This window comes from Streptomyces cyaneofuscatus (assembly GCF_042718795.1).
Classification (GTDB): Bacteria; Actinomycetota; Actinomycetes; order Streptomycetales; family Streptomycetaceae; genus Streptomyces; species Streptomyces cyaneofuscatus_A.
The window spans coordinates 41,531-57,252 of record NZ_JBHXOX010000031.1 but is presented as its reverse complement, the minus strand read 5'-3'; the positions used below and the strand labels follow the sequence as shown (position 1 = coordinate 57,252).

16 protein-coding genes are annotated in these 15,722 nt (G+C 72.9%); 5 read left to right on the top strand and 11 right to left on the bottom strand.

The genetic code is table 11. The features are described from left to right. The first annotated feature begins 77 nt into the window (after nucleotides 1-77). Nucleotides 78-1,922, top strand: a complete 1,845-nt coding sequence (locus tag ACFWRT_RS30465; protein WP_380952268.1) for an SIP domain-containing protein — start codon at nucleotides 78-80, stop codon at nucleotides 1,920-1,922. Between the two features lie 146 nt (nucleotides 1,923-2,068). After that, complete coding sequence (locus ACFWRT_RS30460) at nucleotides 2,069-2,557, top strand: beta-class carbonic anhydrase (RefSeq protein ID WP_380952267.1); 489 nt, start codon at nucleotides 2,069-2,071, stop codon at nucleotides 2,555-2,557. A 55-nt stretch (nucleotides 2,558-2,612) separates the two neighbouring features. Here the strand turns inward: ACFWRT_RS30460 and ACFWRT_RS30455 are convergent, their stop codons facing one another. From ACFWRT_RS30455 to ACFWRT_RS30440, 4 genes are all read right to left on the bottom strand, one after another. Continuing rightward, nucleotides 2,613-3,047 carry a DUF2267 domain-containing protein gene (locus tag ACFWRT_RS30455; RefSeq protein WP_380952266.1) on the bottom strand — a complete coding sequence of 145 codons (435 nt, stop codon included), beginning with the start codon at nucleotides 3,045-3,047 and terminating at the stop codon, nucleotides 2,613-2,615. Nucleotides 3,048-3,245: 198 nt separating this feature from the next. After that, nucleotides 3,246-4,031, bottom strand: coding sequence for an SAM-dependent methyltransferase (locus ACFWRT_RS30450; RefSeq protein WP_380952265.1), 786 nt, complete (start codon nucleotides 4,029-4,031; stop codon nucleotides 3,246-3,248). 136 nt (nucleotides 4,032-4,167) lie between these two features. Beyond that, nucleotides 4,168-5,097, bottom strand: a complete 930-nt coding sequence (locus ACFWRT_RS30445) for an oxidoreductase (protein ID WP_380952264.1) — start codon at nucleotides 5,095-5,097, stop codon at nucleotides 4,168-4,170. Nucleotides 5,098-5,136: 39 nt separating this feature from the next. Next, nucleotides 5,137-5,451 (bottom strand): carboxymuconolactone decarboxylase family protein, encoded by a 315-nt coding sequence (locus ACFWRT_RS30440; protein ID WP_380952263.1) that lies wholly within the window; start codon nucleotides 5,449-5,451, stop codon nucleotides 5,137-5,139. Nucleotides 5,452-5,711: 260 nt separating this feature from the next. Here ACFWRT_RS30440 and proP point away from each other — a divergent pair, with 260 nt between their 5' ends. Beyond that, entirely contained in the window at nucleotides 5,712-7,211 is a 1,500-nt protein-coding gene (proP, locus tag ACFWRT_RS30435) for a glycine betaine/L-proline transporter ProP (protein ID WP_380952319.1), read from the top strand. Between the two features lie 11 nt (nucleotides 7,212-7,222). On the opposite strand, the gene ACFWRT_RS30430 is transcribed toward proP, so the two are convergent. From ACFWRT_RS30430 to ACFWRT_RS30415, 4 genes are all read right to left on the bottom strand, one after another. Further along, nucleotides 7,223-7,705, bottom strand: coding sequence for an NUDIX hydrolase (locus ACFWRT_RS30430; RefSeq protein WP_380952262.1), 483 nt, complete (start codon nucleotides 7,703-7,705; stop codon nucleotides 7,223-7,225). Nucleotides 7,706-7,734: 29 nt separating this feature from the next. After that, complete coding sequence (lnt, locus tag ACFWRT_RS30425; RefSeq protein ID WP_380952318.1) at nucleotides 7,735-9,327, bottom strand: apolipoprotein N-acyltransferase; 1,593 nt, start codon at nucleotides 9,325-9,327, stop codon at nucleotides 7,735-7,737. Nucleotides 9,328-9,402: 75 nt separating this feature from the next. Continuing rightward, the gene (locus ACFWRT_RS30420) at nucleotides 9,403-9,966 is read right to left on the bottom strand and encodes a hypothetical protein (RefSeq protein ID WP_380952261.1); all 564 of its coding nucleotides are present in this window, start codon (nucleotides 9,964-9,966) and stop codon (nucleotides 9,403-9,405) included. Nucleotides 9,967-10,061: 95 nt separating this feature from the next. Then, complete coding sequence (locus tag ACFWRT_RS30415) at nucleotides 10,062-10,847, bottom strand: glutamate racemase (protein WP_380952260.1); 786 nt, start codon at nucleotides 10,845-10,847, stop codon at nucleotides 10,062-10,064. 58 nt (nucleotides 10,848-10,905) lie between these two features. Between ACFWRT_RS30415 and ACFWRT_RS30410 the strand changes: the two genes are divergently transcribed. Continuing rightward, entirely contained in the window at nucleotides 10,906-12,105 is a 1,200-nt protein-coding gene (locus tag ACFWRT_RS30410) for a glycosyltransferase (protein WP_380952259.1), read from the top strand. 43 nt (nucleotides 12,106-12,148) lie between these two features. Here the strand turns inward: ACFWRT_RS30410 and ACFWRT_RS30405 are convergent, their stop codons facing one another. The 3 genes from ACFWRT_RS30405 to ACFWRT_RS30395 all read right to left on the bottom strand — a co-directional run bounded on the left by ACFWRT_RS30405 (nucleotide 12,149) and on the right by ACFWRT_RS30395 (nucleotide 14,869). Next, a complete protein-coding gene (locus ACFWRT_RS30405) occupies nucleotides 12,149-13,465 on the bottom strand; it encodes a TerD family protein (RefSeq protein WP_380952317.1) in 1,317 nt (438 codons plus the stop codon). A gap of 76 nt (nucleotides 13,466-13,541) precedes the next feature. Beyond that, the gene (locus tag ACFWRT_RS30400) at nucleotides 13,542-14,222 is read right to left on the bottom strand and encodes a 2-phosphosulfolactate phosphatase (RefSeq protein ID WP_380952257.1); all 681 of its coding nucleotides are present in this window, start codon (nucleotides 14,220-14,222) and stop codon (nucleotides 13,542-13,544) included. Nucleotides 14,223-14,461: 239 nt separating this feature from the next. Continuing rightward, a complete protein-coding gene (locus tag ACFWRT_RS30395; protein WP_380952255.1) occupies nucleotides 14,462-14,869 on the bottom strand; it encodes a hypothetical protein in 408 nt (135 codons plus the stop codon). Nucleotides 14,870-15,205: 336 nt separating this feature from the next. On the opposite strand from ACFWRT_RS30395, the gene ACFWRT_RS30390 reads away from it, so the two are divergent. Beyond that, the gene (locus tag ACFWRT_RS30390; protein WP_380952254.1) at nucleotides 15,206-15,694 is read left to right on the top strand and encodes a DUF6643 family protein; all 489 of its coding nucleotides are present in this window, start codon (nucleotides 15,206-15,208) and stop codon (nucleotides 15,692-15,694) included. Nucleotides 15,695-15,722: the final 28 nt, after the last annotated feature.

Below are 15,722 nucleotides of genomic sequence, written 5' to 3'. Positions count from 1 at the left end.
GGCTGGACGGCTGGTTGGATCGCCGCCCACCCGTCCGGCCTAGCCTGGAACGTACCGGACCCGAAGGAGCAGCAGCTGTGTCCACCCGCAACCCCCGTCCCGTCGTGACGTTCCCCATCGTGCTGAGGGAGCTGACGGTGCTGCGCGTCGCGGACGTCACCCCGGGCATGCTGCGGGTCACCCTCGGCGGCCCGCAACTGCACGCGTTCCACCGGGACGGACTGGACCTTCCGGCGCTGCGCACGGAGGGGTTCGACGACCATGTGAAGTTCTTCTTCGCGGAGGGCGACGAGCCGCCGGTGCTGCCGGGGCAGAACGTCAGCAGCCTGGACTGGCCGGCGGACGCGCGGCCGCTCGCCAAGGACTACACGCCGGTGCGGTTCGATCCCGAGGCCGGGGAGATCGACTTCGACTTCGTCCGGCACGAGGGCGGGGTCGCCTCCACGTGGGCGCAGCGGGTGAAGCCGGGTGAGGTGACCTGGATCGCCGGGCCGAAGATGTCGCACGGCCACCCCGAGGGCGCGGACTGGCTGCTGGTCGTCGGCGACGAGACGGCGCTGCCCGCGATCGCCCGGTGGCTGGCGGAGATGCCTGCGGGCACCCGGGCCCGGGTGTTCATCGAGGTCGGCGAGGAGAGCCACCGGCAGGAGCTGGAGACGGCGGCGGACGCGGTCGTCACCTGGCTGTCGCGCGACGGCGCCCCGGCGGGCACCACCGATCTCCTGGAACAGGCCGTCCGGTCCATGGAGTGGCTGCCGGGCACGGTCTACGTGTGGGCGGCGGGCGAGGCGGTCACCCTGAAGGGCATCCGCCGCCATGTCGCCGTCGAGCGTCAGGTTCCGCGCGAGCAGACCCACTTCACGGGCTACTGGCGGCGCACCGAACCGGCCCCGGGGGCGGCCGAGGAAGCGGTGCCGGAGGACGAGGAGGCGCACGAGCGGCTGCACGGACTCACCGACCTGGCCCCGGGCTTCGCGATCCGGACGGCCGTGACGCTCGGCCTGTTCGACCTCGTACGCGGCGGGGTGTCCGGCTCCGCCGAGCTGGCCCGCCGCACGGGCACGGACCCGTCGCTGCTCGGCGCGCTGCTGGCGTACCTGGTGGCGATCGGGCTGCTGGAGGCCGACGGCGAGGGCCACCGGCTGACCCCGGTGAGCGAGGAGCTGGTGGAGGACGACCACTCGTCGGACGAATACCACCTGGGCGGCGCGCAGGCGGCCATGGACCTCTCCCTCTCGGGCCTGCTGCACACGCTCCGGACGGGTGAGCCCGGTTACCGGACCGCGGGCGGCGACTGGGTGGCCACGGCCATGCACGCCGACGAGCGGCTGGCCGGCAGCGCCCGCGCGGCCGTGGAGGAGGAGGCCCGCTGGGTGGCGCCCGGGGTCTCGGGGGCGTACGACTGGGCCTCGGTCTCCACGCTGACCGCCGGCGGCCATGGTGTCGGCACGCTGGTGAACGCCCTGGTCAAGGCATACCCCGCGCTGCGAGTGCGGATCGCGGCGCTGCCCTCCGAACTCCGGGTGCTGGACGAGCAGATCCTGGACACCGACGTCTCCCCGAACGTCGAACTGATCCCGCAGACCGGGCCGGTGCCGCATGGGGGCAGCACCGTCCTGGTCTCGCGTCTTCTGGAGCGGCTGGCCGACGAGGACGCCGTCCTCGCGCTCACCCAGGCCGCCGCCGCCCTGCCCTCCGACGGGACCCTGCTTCTGGTGGAGCAGATCCGCACCGCCGGCCTGGCGGACGACATCGACGCCGTGCTCCAGCACCTGCGGCTGGCCTGCCTGTTCGGCTCAGGGCTGCGCTCGCAGGACGAGCTGGGCGCGCTGGCGGTACGGGCCGGCCTGCGGGTGCGCCGCTGCGACGACATCGGCTGGGACCACCGGCTGTGGGTGCTGGAGCGCCCGGCGGAGGGGTGACACCGAGCAGGGTCGGAACAGGTGTACGAAATAGAGTGATGCGGGCACATTGCGGTCTCATGGCGGGCCCGGCGACGGGCTTCCGCCGCGCCCGCGGGGCTGCGTAGGTTCGGGGCTCCCCCCCGCGCCGAGCACCTGGAGCAGCCATGAGCGTGACCGAGGAGTTCCTCGCCCACAACGAGGTGTACGCGTCGACGTTCGACGGCCCCCTTCCGCTTCCGCCCGCCCGCAGGACGGCTGTCGTCGCCTGCATGGACGCACGGCTCAATCCGTACGGCATCCTCGGTCTCGCCGAGGGCGACGCGCATGTCATCAGGAACGCCGGAGGCGTGGTCACCGAGGATGTGGTGCGGTCCCTGACGATCAGTCAGCGGCTTCTGGGCACACGGGAGATCGTGCTGATCCACCACACCGACTGCGGCATGGTGACCTTCTCCGACGACGCCTTCCGCCAGGGCATCGAGAAGGAGACCGGTGTCCGGCCGCCGTGGTCCGCCGAGGCGTTCCCGGACGCGGCCGACGACGTACGGCAGTCCCTGCGGCGGGTGACGAGCAGTCCGTTCATCCCGCACACCGGCCAGGTCCGCGGCTTCGTCTTCGACGTCGCCACCGGCCGCCTCGACGAGGTCGTCTGACGGCCGGTGGGGCTGCCGCGGCCCGTGGTGACAGCCCCGGACCGGGCCGGCGCGCTCAGGCCGCCGTGATGAGCTGCGCGCGGCCGAAGAGCAGGGCGTAGCCGGTCGGCAGGTCCTCGATGATCCGGGTGACGAGGGCCGGGTCCATCAACGCGGCGACCGCGGCCAGTACGGTGCCCGCGTCCCAGCGGGCGGTCGCCGCGGTGCCGCCGGTCCGGGCGGCCAGGTCGTCCACGAAGCGGACGGCCGGGGCCGGGGCGATGCCGGGGGCCTCGGCGGTGAACACCAGGGCGGCCTCCCTGGGGAGCGCGGCGGCGAAGGCTACCCGCTCCTCACCGGTGATCTGGGCGCCGAGCCCGCCCAGGACGCAACGGAGAGCTTCCTCGGCCCGCTCCCGGGTCGGGTAGGCGCCCTCGTATCTGATCTTCTCCAGCAGCCGGTCGAACGTCATGGCCTTCGGGGCGGCGATGGTCCGAGGCTCAGCAATCATGGCGGCGGCGGCCCTCTCGTCGTGGTGCGGTGCGGGTTGCCTCTTGCTTCTACTCCGAAAACGGCGCCGTACACCCCCTGGGGGTTATTCACTCAGTCGCGCCGGAACACGACGGATCGGCGGAGGCCCCCGGGGATCCTCCGCCGCCCAGCTCACCACACCGTCCCGCTCAGCCCACCGCACCGTCCTGCCGGCCACCTACGGCTTGCGGGCCACCAGCCCCCACTGGTCGACGAGCACCGGGTCGTCCTCCTCGGGGCGCCACAGCGCGATCGACAGGAAGCCCGGCTCGATGATCTCCAGGCCCTCGGCGCAGCCGGTGATCTCCTCCGGCTCCCGGACCAGGTACGGCGGGTTCTCGCCGGAGTCGTACGCCTCCTGCGCGGCCAGCGTCTGCGGGGTCTTCACCGTGTCGCAGAGGACCAGGTAGCTGCCGGACGGCATCCGGGCCATGTACCGCTGCACGACATCGATGCCGTCGGCCGGGGTCAGGTGCCCCAGCGTCGAGAGCAGGAGGACGGCGACGGGCTCGGACAGGTCGAGCGTCTTCGCCGCCGCGTCCACCACCGTGTCCGTGTCGGACAGGTCGGCGTCCACGTAGTCCGTCCGGCCCTCCGGGGCGCTGGTCAGGAGGGCCTGGGCATGGGCGAGGACGATGGGGTCGTTGTCGACGTAGACGATCCGCGCGTCGGGCGCGATGCCCTGGGCCACCTCGTGGGTGCTGTTCGCCACCGGCAGGCCGGTGCCGACGTCCAGGAACTGGCGGATGCCCAGCGCGGCGAGGTGCCGGATCGCGCGGGCCTGGAACGCGCGGGAGGCGCGCGCGATGTCGACCATCTGCGGGTAGGCCGCGCTGACCGCGTCGGCCAGTTCGCGGTCCACGGGGTAGTTGTCCTTGCCACCCAGCCAGGCGTTCCACACCCTCGCCGAGTGCGGGACGTCGGAGCGGATCCTGCGGCGGAATTCGACGTCGTCGACGCTCATGTCTCTCCTCTACTCACTGTCCGTACAAGGCCGTTGACCGAATAACCGCCGGTGAGAGCCTTGGGCTGACCGTACATCGCCATCCCCGTTCCCGCTGACCGCCCCCTCCCTCAGACGAGGTCCGCGTCCAGGTCCCTCAGACGAGGTCCGCGTCCAGGCCCGTCAGGCGCGCCGACTCCTTCCAGAGCGCCCGCGCGATGCCCATGTCCCGTGCCCGGGCGGACCTGCGCGCCGGGCCCGGGGCTCCCCGGGTCTCGCCCAGGTGCCGGGGGCCGTAGTACGAGGCGCCGGGCGCGTCCGGAAGCGTCGCGGCGTACAGGATGGGCAGGGCGCCGGCGGAGGCGGGCTGGGTGTACAGGCGCGAGGCCCGCTCCAGCTTCGCCGCCCAGTTCCGGCCGGACAGCTTCGGGCCCGCCTGCCCCAGCTCCGTGGCGGAGAGGCCGGGGTGCGCGGCGAGGGCGAGCAGGTCGCGGCCGGAGGCCCGGGCGCGGCGGTCGAGTTCGGCGGTGAAGAGCAGGTTGGCGAGCTTGGACTGCGCGTAGGCGCCCCACTTGCCGTACCCGCGCTCGGCGTTGAGGTCGTCGAGGTCGATGCGGCCGATGCGGTGGCCCAGCGAGGACAGGGTCACCACCCGGGCCGGTCCCGCCACGCCGAGCACCGGCAGCAGCCGGAGGGTCAGGGCGAAGTGGCCGAGGTGGTTGGTGCCGAACTGCATCTCGAAACCGTCCGCCGTGCGCAGGAGCGGCAGGGCCATCACCCCGGCGTTGTTCACCAGGAGGTCGAGGCGGCCGTCCACCTCCTTCGCGATGGTGTCGGCCGCTTCGGCCACGGAGGCCAGATCCGCCAGGTCCAGACGGACGAGCCGGGTGTCGGAGCGCGGTGCGGCGCGGCGTACGGCCTCCAGCGCGCGCCGGCCCCGCTCGGCGTCGCGGCAGGCGAGGACGGTACGGGCGCCGGAGCGGGCGAGGGCGAGCGCGGTGACGGCCCCGATGCCGCTGTTGGCGCCGGTGACCACGGCGGTCCTGCCGGAGAGGTCGGGCATGTCGTGGAGATTCCAGGAGTGCATGCCGCACACCTCCCCGGCGGGGGCCGGGTCACACACCGGTCAGCCGAACCGGCCCACCTTGTAGTCGCCCGCCGGCTGGTGGACGAGCATGTTCAGCCGGTCAAAGGCGTTGATGAGGGCGATCAGGGAGACCAGGGCGACGAGCTGGTCCTCGTCGTCGTGCTCGGCGGCCCGGGCCCAGACCGCGTCCGGGACGCCGCCGGCCGCGTCCGCGATGCGGGTGCCCTGCTCGGTCAGCTCCAGGGCGGCGCGCTCGGCGTCGGTGAAGACGGTGGCCTCCCGCCCCGCCGCCGTCAGGTGCTTGAGGATCGTGGCCGTGATCGGGCTGCCGAGAACGTTCAGACGCGCGTTCATCCTGTCGGCTCCTTCGCCGTTGCCGGTCGCTGCACCCCTACGACGGACGGGCCCGCCGGGATGTGACACGCGACCCTGGGATGTGACACGCGACCCCGGGAGGTGACACGCGCCCCCGGGAGGTGACACGTGGCCTGTCACATCGGTGCCGGCCCGGTGCCGGGTCACCCGTGCGGGCCTTCCGGGAGGCCGACCGGAGCAGGCGGGCCAAGAATCGGAAGGTGCCGCGCCGAGGGAACGACAACGCCGCAGTGGAACGGATGGTCCGTACGGTCATCCGCCGACGGAAGAGGTCCCTGCGCGAGCAGGACGTCACCGTCACCGACCCGCCGAAGGTGCGCCGGGCCGTCACGGCCGCCGCCCTCGGCAACACCATGGAGTGGTTCGACTTCGGCGTCTACGCCTACCTGGCCGGAACACTGGGCAAGGTCTTCTTCCCCTCCAGCTCGCCGGGCGCCCAAGTGGTCTCCACCTTCGCGACCTTCGCCGCCGCCTTCCTGGTGCGCCCGCTCGGCGGCCTGGTCTTCGGGCCGCTGGGCGACCGGGTGGGACGCCAGAAGGTGCTGGCGGTCACCATGATCATGATGGCGGCCAGTACGTTCGCCGTCGGCTTCCTCCCCACGTACGCCGCGGTCGGCTTCGCGGCCCCGCTCCTGCTGCTGGTCTGCCGCCTGGTGCAGGGCTTCTCGACCGGCGGGGAGTACGCGGGCGCCACCACGTACATCGCCGAGTACGCCCCCGACAAGCGACGCGGCTTCCTCGGTAGCTGGCTCGACTTCGGCACGTTCGTGGGCTACTCGCTCGGATCCGGCCTGGTCACCGTGCTCACCGCCGTCCTCGGCACCGACGGGATGACCGACTGGGGCTGGCGCATCCCGTTCTTCGTGGCGGGCCCGATGGGCCTGATCGGTCTCTACATGCGGCTCAAGCTGGAGGAGACCCCGGCGTTCCAGCGCGAGGAGGAGGCCCAGGCGCGGGCGCGTACGGAGAACGATCCGGTGGAGGAGGCGCGCCAGTCCGGGAAGGGGCGGCTCAAGGAGATCTTCACCCGGCACTGGCAGGCGGTGCTCATCTGCATGGGCCTGGTGCTGCTCTACAACGTCACCAACTACATGGTGACATCCTATCTGCCGACCTATATGTCCCAGACGCTCGGCGAGCCGGAGACCACGTCCCAGCTACTGGTCCTCGGCACGATGCTGCTGGTGGTGCTGATGATCACGACGGTCGGCCGCACCTCGGACCGCTGGGGCCGCAGACCGGTGTTCATGGCGGGCAGCGTGGCCCTGATCGTGCTGGCCGCGCCCGCGTTCCTGCTGATCCGGCAGGGCGGGATCCTGCTGCCGGCCTTCGGCTGCGTGGTGCTGGGGCTGCTCCTGGTCTGCTTCGCGGGTACGGCGGCCTCGACGCTGCCCGCCCTGTTCCCGACGCGGCTGCGGTACGGGGCGCTGTCGATCGCCTTCAACATCTCCGTCTCGCTCTTCGGCGGCACCACTCCCCTGTTCGCCTCCGCCCTCGTGGAGGCGACGGGCAACGACATGGTGCCCGCGTACTACCTGATGGTGGCCGGGGTGATCGGCCTGGTGGCCACCTTCTTCCTCCACGAGACGGCGGGGCGGCCGCTGCGCGGCTCGGGGCCGATGGTGGAGACGCCCGAGCAGGCCCGGCAGCTCGTGGCGCGGAGCCGTACGACGGCGGGGCGCCAGGCGCGGGACGTGTGGCTGCGGGTGCGGCATCTGTGGCGGCCGCCGGACAAGTAGCAAGGAGGGGATCAGACGTCCACCGGGGTCGGCTGGAACCAGGCCGGCCCCTCCGTCAGCGCCTGCTTGATCCGGAAGAGGGCGAACTCGGCGAGCGGCGGCAGCCCGTCCAGCGGGAACCAGCCCACCTCCAGCGACTCGTCGTCGTTGACCCGGGCCTCGCCGCCGGTCGCCCGGCAGCGGAAGGTGATGTCGATGTACTGGCAGCGGTCGCCGTTGGCGTACTGCACGGGCGCCAGTGCCTGGGTGAGCACCAGCCGCTCGGCCACGCAGTGGACGCCGGTCTCCTCCAGCACCTCGCGCTCCGCCGTCCGCGCCGGCTCCTCGCCCGGATCCGAGATGCCGCCGATCACCGACCACTTCCCGGTGTCCGCCCGCCGCCCCAGCAGGACGCGGCCCTCGTCGTCGAAGACGATGGCGGTCACGCCGGGGAGCAGGAGCAGTTGGTGTCCGGCGGTGGCGCGGATGGTGCGGATGAAGTCGGGAGTCGCCATGGGTCCGAGCCTACGTGGCCGGTCCGGGTCTACCGGGCGGTCCCCCGCTCCCGCCGCGCGCGAGCCGCCGACATGCCCGCCCAGCCCAGGCCCGCCACGGCCAGCAGCGCGATGATGCCCTCCGGCAGCGGTCCCATCCGGGTGGCGGGAGTGAGCGAGGAGCGCAGCGGGACCTCGGCGACCAGGGCGTCGGGGGTGAACATGCCGCTGCGGTCCGCGATCGTGCCGTCGGGCCGGATGACCGCGCTGACCCCGCTGGTGACGGGGACGACCACGGACCGCCCGTGCTCGACGGCCCGGACCTGGGACATGGCGAGCTGCTGGTAGGTCATCTCGCTGCGGCCGAAGGTCGCGTTGTTGCTGGGCACGGCGATCATCTGGCCGCCGTGGAGGACGGTGTCGCGGGCGGCGTCGTCGAAGGCCGCCTCGTAGCAGGTCACCATCCCCACCTTCGTACCGGCGAGGTCGAAGACGCCGACCTTGCTGCCGGGGACGAACTCGCGCTGGACGCGGTCGACGTCCTCGCTGAAGAAGCGGGCGACCGTCCGCATCGGCATGTACTCGCCGAACGGCTGGATGTGCCGCTTGTCGTAGGTGTCGACGGGGCCCTTGTCCGGGTCCCACTCGATCAGGGTGTTGCGCAGGCTGTCGGAGCCCTTCTCCACCACCGAGCCGACGACGGTGGGGACGCCGATCGCCTTCACCGCACCGTCGATGACCTCGTACGCGTCGGCGTTGAGGTACGGGTCGAGGTCGGAGGAGTTCTCCGGCCAGAGGACGAAGTCGGGCTGCTTCGCCTTTCCTGCCTTCACCTCGTCGGCGAGCTGGGTGGTGCGCTTCGCGTGGTTGTCGAGGACGGCGCGGCGCTGGGCGTTGAAGTCGAGGCCGAGGCGGGGCACGTTGCCCTGGATCGCGGCGACGGTGGCGGTGCCGTCCTCGGCGGAGTCGTCGACGAGCGGGAGCGAGCCGAGCGCGGCCACGACGGGGACGAGGACGCAGGCGGCGGCTCCGGCGACGGCGGCGCGGGGAATTTGGCCGGTGGAGCGGTACGTACGGAAGCGGCGCACGGCCTCGTAGAGACCGAAGCCGCACAGCACGACGGCGAAGGTGAGCAGCGGGGTGCCGCCGAGCGCGGCGAGCGGCAGGAACAGGCTCTCCGCCTGGCCGAAGGCGATCTTGCCCCAGGGGAAGCCGCCGAACGGGATCCGGGCCCGGACCGCCTCGTCCAGGGTCCAGACCGCGGCCGCCCAGAAGGGCCAGTACGCGAGCCGGGTCACGGCGGCGATCCCCAGGCAGCCCACCGAGATGAAGAGCGCCTCGGCGGTGGCGAGGGCGAGCCACGGCACCGGGCCGACGTCCTCGCCGGTCCAGTGCAGCAGCGGGAGCATGAAGCCGAGCCCGGACAGCAGCCCGAGGCCGAAGGCGGCGCGCAGGCGGCGCCCGTACAGGACCCAGCCGAGCAGGGCGAAGCCGGGCAGGACGAGCCACCACAGCGGCCGGGGCGGGAAGCTCGCGTAGAGCAGCACCCCGGAGAGGGCGGCGGCGGCCGGGCGCAGCAGTCGCCGGAGGACTTGGGCGGTACGCGGCGTCGGCGCGGGCGGCGGGTCGTCGACGGGGGTCATAGTGGCGCTCACCTGGCGGAGTCTACGGTGGGCGGCTGCGTGCGCGGGGCGTCGGCCTGAGGGGGTCCCCCACGGTCAGTCGCGGTCACGCTCCGCGCCGGTGGCCAGGTGGAGGCGTTCACGGATGAACCGTACGGCGGTCTCCGCGTCGTCCACCGTGACGGTGAAGGTGCGGCCGTCACCGAGCCGCAGCGCCATGCCCTCGCCCTTGCGCACCACGACGGCGGTGCCCTGTTCGGGGCGCCAGCGGTAGCCCCAGCCGCCCCACTGGCGCGGGTTGACCTTGGCCACGTACTCGGCGCCGACCACATGGTCGAGCAGGATCCGGCGGCGCGGCAGCCCGGCGTGGCCGCAGCGGACCTCCAGGGCGTCCCCGTCGACCTTCACGGCCACATGGACGAAGGCGAGCGTCCCGAAGAGGATGAGCAGGCCGACGGCGAGGCAGCCGATGACGGACATCAGCAGCGGGGCGATCCCGGAGGACCAGGGCGAGACGACGGCGAGCTCGATGCCCAGGGCCATGCAGCCCGCGCCCGCCAGGGCCAGCAGCCACTGGAAGTGGTTGGTCGCGCGGCCGGTCCAGACGGTGGACGGGGCCGGCGTCGAGCCGTGGTGCGCGCGCTCGGGGTGGTCCGTCATATCCGCAGCGTACCCACGATCAAGCCGCCCGGCCCGGGGGCGGACGCGGGGTGCACGGGGGTTCCGTACGGCAGGAATCGCCGGAAAGCCGGAGGTCAGCGGGCTGGGGCGACCGACTCCAGGGCGCGGCCCTCGGCGTAGGCCAGAGCGGGCTCCGGGAGGGTGCCGGGGCGGCCGGCGAGGAGGACGGTGAGGGTGCCGGTGGGTGCGGCCGTCGGGGCGGGCCCGGCGCCGATCCGGCGCAGCGCCTGGGCGGCCACGGCCCCGGCGGAGCCGTGCAGGACGAGCGGCGGGTGGCCGGGCTGCTGGACGGCTGTGCGGATGCGGTCGGCGACCAGCTCGTAGTGGGTGCAGCCGAGGACGACGGCCCGTACGCCCGGTGGGGTGAGGGCGGCGGCAGCGGCGACGGCGCGGTCGATGCCGGTCTCGTCGCCGTGCTCGACGGCGTCGGCGAGGCCGGGGCACGGGACCTCGGTGACGTCGACGGCCCCGGCGAACTCGGCGATCAGCCCGCGCTGGTAGGGGCTGCCGGTGGTGGCCGGGGTGGCCCAGATGGCGACCGGGCCGCCGCCCGCCGCCGCCGGCTTGATGGCGGGGACCGTGCCGATGACCGGGAGCGCGGGCTCCAGCGCGGCGCGGAGCGCGGGCAGGGCGTGGACGGAGGCGGTGTTGCAGGCCACGATCAGGGCGTCCGGCCGGAGGGCGGCGGCGGCGCGGGCCACGGCCAGCGCGCGGGCGGTGACGTCCTCGGGGGTGCGCGGGCCCCAGGGCATGGAACCGGGGTCGGAGGAGACGACCAGCTCGGCGTCGGGCCGCAGTCGGCGAACGGCGGCCGCTGCCGCCAGCAGGCCGATTCCGGAGTCCATGAGCGCGATCTTCACCCGGTCACCCTAGCCGACAGCCCTTGCGGACCGGGCTCCGTGGGGCAGACTGCGGCGAATGAGCGCCGTTGCCTGGATCGCCGTGGGTTCACTGATCGCGTGGGTGTGGCTGCTGCTCGGGCAGGGCTTCTACTGGCGGACCGACCAACGGCTGCCCCGGCGCACCGACCCGGCTCGCTGGCCGTCGGTTGCGGTGGTCGTACCGGCCCGCGACGAGGCGGACATGCTGCCGGTGAGCCTGCCCTCGCTGCTGGTCCAGGACTATCCGGGTGAGGCATGGATCATCCTGGTCGACGACTGCTCCGGCGACGGCACCGGGCAACTGGCCCGCGAGCTGGCGGGACGTTGCGGCGGGCTGCCGCTGACCGTGGTGGAGCCCGGGGAGCCGGAGCCGGGGTGGACGGGCAAGCTCTGGGCGCTGCGGCACGGGATCGCCCTGGCCCGGCTCCAGAAGCCGGATTTCCTGCTGCTCACGGACGCGGACATCGCGCACGAGCCGGACAGCCTGCGGGACCTGGTGGCGGCGGCCGGGGCCGAGGGGCCGGACGGGTACGACCTGGTGTCGCAGATGGCGCGGCTGCGGGTGGAGAGCTTCTGGGAGCGTCTGGTGGTGCCCGCGTTCGTCTACTTCTTCGGGCAGCTCTACCCGTTCCGCCGGGTGAACCGGGCCCGGTCGCGTACGGCTGCGGCGGCGGGCGGCTGTGTGCTGCTGCGGACGGAGGCGGCCGAGCGGGCGCGGATCCCGGAGTCGATCCGGCAGGCGGTGATCGACGACGTGTCGCTGGCGCGGGAGGTGCGGCGCGGCGGTGGCCGGATCTGGCTGGGGCTGGCGGACCGGGTGGACAGCGTGCGGCCGTATCCGGGTCTGGGGGACCTGTGGCGGATGGTGGCGCGGAGTGCGTACGCGCAGTTGCGGCACAGTCCGCTGCTGCTGGCGGGGACGGTTCCGGGGCTGGCGCTGGTCTACCTGGGGCCGCCGGTGACGCTGGTGGCGGGGGTGGCGACCGGCGACGGGGTGGCGGCCTGGGCCGGTGGCGCGGCCTGGGCGGTGATGACGGCGACGTACCTGCCGATGCTGGCGTACTACCGGCAGTCGCCGTGGCTCGGGCCGCTGCTGCCGCTCACGGCGGTGCTGTACCTGCTGATGACGGTGGACTCGGCGGTCCAGCACTACCGGGGGCGGGGGGCCGCCTGGAAGGGCCGTACGTATGCCCGGCCCGATCCGGACGGGACGGCGGGCGCCGCGCCCGGCCGGTGACGCCCGTGGAGGCGGCGGTCCGGCCGGGCGGGTCAGGTGCGGGTCACTTGCGGCCGGGGGTCCAGTTCATGCCCCAGCCGTAGGCGGCGTCGATGGTGCGCTGCGGGCTGACGCCACGGTCGGGCACCAGGTAGCGGGCCTCGCGCTGCACGGTGAGGTCACCGCCGTTGTTGGTGATCAGCGCGAGCGCGCAGACCGTGGAGGGCACGGTGCACTCGTCGAGGGAGAAGTCGATCGCCGCGCCGTTCTGCGGCTGGAGGGTGACCGTGGCGTGCAGGTCGGCGAAGCTCCGGGCGCCCTCGTAGATGGTGACGAAGATCAGGACGCGGCGGAGCAGGTCCTTGCGGTCGAGGTTGACGGTCATGTTCTCGCCGGTGGAGAGCGCACCGGTGCGGTCGTCGCCGTCGAGGTGGATGAAGGGCGGCTGGGCCAGTGAGCCGAAGGCGTTGCCGAGGGCCTGCACGACTCCCTTGCGGCCGTCGGTGAGTTCGTACAGCGCGCAGAGGTCGAGGTCCAGGTCTCCGTGCATCGCGACGGCCCGGCCGAGCTTGGCGCCCCAGCCCTTGAACTGCTTGCGCACCTCCCAGTTGAGGTTGACGCGGAGCGCGCCGGAGGTGCCGCCCTGCTTGGCGAGGGAGACGGACGGGGCCTCCTTGGTCAGCGTGACCTTGGACAGCCGCACGGGCTGCGGCGGCGCCGGGGCGGGCGGTGCGGGAGGGGCCGGCGGGGCGGGCGGGGTGACGTGGAGCGTCGGGGTGGGCGCCGGAGGCGTGTGCGGTACGGGGGCGGCGGGCCTGGTCGGTGCGGGCGGTGCGGCCTGCTGCGGTTCGTCGACGGAGATGCCGAAGTCCGTCGCCAGGCCCTCCAGCCCGCTGCTGTAACCCTGCCCGACCGCGCGGAACTTCCAGGCGCCCTGGCGCCGGTACAGCTCACCGAGGATGAACGCGGTCTCGATCGTGGCGTCCGTGGAGTCGAAGCGGGCCAGCTCGGCGCCGCCGGCCGCGTCGAGCACCCGTACGTACAGTCCGCTCACCCGGCCGAAGGTGCCGCCGTCCGCCGAGGCCGCGACGACGATGCGGTCGATGGCCGGCTCGACCCGGCCGAGGTCGGCGAAGAGGGTGTCGGTGACCCCGTCGCCGACGGTCCGCTTGCCCTCGTGGCGGACGGCACCGGAGGCGTGGGACGGCTGGTTGTAGAAGACGAAGTCGGCGTCGTCGCGGACCTTGCCCGACACCAACAGGAGTGCGGAACCGTCGACATCAGGGGTGCTCGTGGCGGCCCGCCACCCCAGTTCGACGCGCACGGTGCCCGCAGGCACCGGAACGTTGGTTCCCTTTTTCATGGTCATGCTCGCCCCCATCACGGTTCCGGCTGCCCGCAGGCCTTTCCGCACAACCTAATCCTTCCGTCGAGCGGCCACCGGAAGGGTTCGGGGACTATACGTCGCCCAGGTGGGGACGCAGGACCATGAGGGAGTCCTCCGAGGTCGCCACCATGGCGAACGGGAACCGGTCGAGTTCGAGACAGAGGGCGATGTCATCGGGATGCACTCCTTGCCGCACGCCCTCCGCCAGCTCGCGGGCGGCGCGCGACGCACCGGCGCGGCGGAGGTAGCCGTCCGCGTCCGTCGCGTCCTCGGTGACCCGCCGGGCGATGTACTGGGCGCACGCCAGATCCTCATCGGCGCGCCCGTCCTCGCCCGTGACCACGAACGTGACGTCGTCGCCCCCTCGTTCGCGCAGGAGCCGGGCCGTGGCCTCCGCGACGACGAAGCCCGCGCACAGCACCAGCGAGGCCCCCTTCACCGCGAGCGCGCCGACCGTCCCCGCTGTGGTCTTCTGCACGACGGTCCGTCCGCCGAGGTCCAGGGAGCGCAGCAGGCCCGGCGAGTTGACGGCGTCGAAGCCGGGCGCGGGAGCACCGTCCTTGAGCGCCACCCAGTCCGGGTGGTGGGCCTTGAGCGCCAGGGTCTCGTCCAGCGACTCGGCGAGAACGATCTTCTCCGCCCCCTGGGCGAAGGCCCACGCGGCCACCGTGTAGGCGCGCATGACGTCGATCACGACCGCCACGGGCGGGGTTTCGACCACTTCGGGGATGGCGAGGAATCGGGCTTTCATCCGATCATGATCGCGGACACCCGGCCCGAAGCACAGGGGCGGCTGCGCGGCAGTTCACCGGCAAGGGCATTCCGGCAGGCCGGAATTCACCGAAGTCGAGCGTGCCGACGCCGGCGCCGTCCTCTGTTGTTTTCGCCGGCCGGACCCGGCAATGTTCGGCGAACAGGCCCTCATAGGAAGCCGCGTGACTGTCTATGAGTTCGGCGGCCGCAAACCGAGAACGCGGGCGAGGGCGGCTGTCACGGGAGCACGATGGCCGGGGACACGGGGGCGTGGCCGAATCCGAGCAGGCCACCGTGGTCGGCCGGCCGGTGCCAGTCGAGCCGGTCCTCCAGTCCGTCGCAGCAGCCGGGCAGAAAGGTGACGCCCGCGGAGTGGTCGGTGACCCGCAGGCCGCCGGCCGCGAAGAGGTCGTCGAAGGTGAGCAGTCCGTGGAGGAACGAGCCCGGAGCCGTGGACGGCCTGGGCGGGCGGTCGCCGTCGGGGTCGACGTCGTTGCAGCCGGCGATGGCCATCACCGCCGTCCCCACCTCGGCCGACGAGAGCGCGCCCCCGAGAGGGAGAAAACCTGACGTGGTCCCGGCCACCGGCCACAGGCCGAAACCGTCGGGTGCGTACACCTCCAGGACGGGCTCCATCGTGATCACCCGGTGAAGCGTTCCGTATCCCGCACCCGAATCGCCTCCCGGTTACCCGGGGCCGTGATCCGAAAGCACCGCCCGCCCGAACGGGCATCACCTGCGGCCGAAACGGACGTGACCTGCCACCGAACGGGGCCGCTCTCCCCCGAAGCGGGCCCGCTGTAGCCCTTGGTAACCTGCCCGCCACTTCTCGTTGACAATGGCCCGCCAAGAGGGAATGCCTCGGATAGGCGAGGGATTAGCGGTGTTCTGGTGGTCGCGGCCGACAGAACCGGCGTAAAAACGTATGACCCTAGGATTGGGGCTCCCCAACCGGCACATCGTGGGCTTAACTTAGGTGCCATGACCTCCCCTCGCTCCGCCTTCGGCGGCGGCTACTACGCCGCGTCGTTCCCCGACACTCCGATCTACGACTCCCTGGTCGCGGAGCGGGGCACCCCGCAGATCGCACCGATCCGCGTCCCTGCCGCGTACGACACCTCCAGCAGCTATCTGCCGGCTCTGCCGTCGGCGCTGCCGGCCCTGCCCGCAGCCCCCTCGCAGCCCGTCGGCTCTTACGGCTATCCGCAGCAGCACCAGCCGATGCCGCAGTACCAGCAGGCCCCCGCGCAGAGCGCCCCGATGTACGGCGGCGGGCTGCAGAGCGCCCCGGCGCCGTACATCCCGCAGCAGCCCTCGGCGGTCCGCGGCTATCCGCAGCAGCCCCAGCCGCAGCGCCCCGTGCCCGGCACCGGGTACGAGTCGATGCGCCCGGCCTCGCCGCGGCCCGCACCGGCCCCGTCGCCGTACGAGGACCCGTACAACCGGCCCTACCAGAGCCGGGGATACTGACCTCTACCGCTCTGCGGGCTCCGCGAAA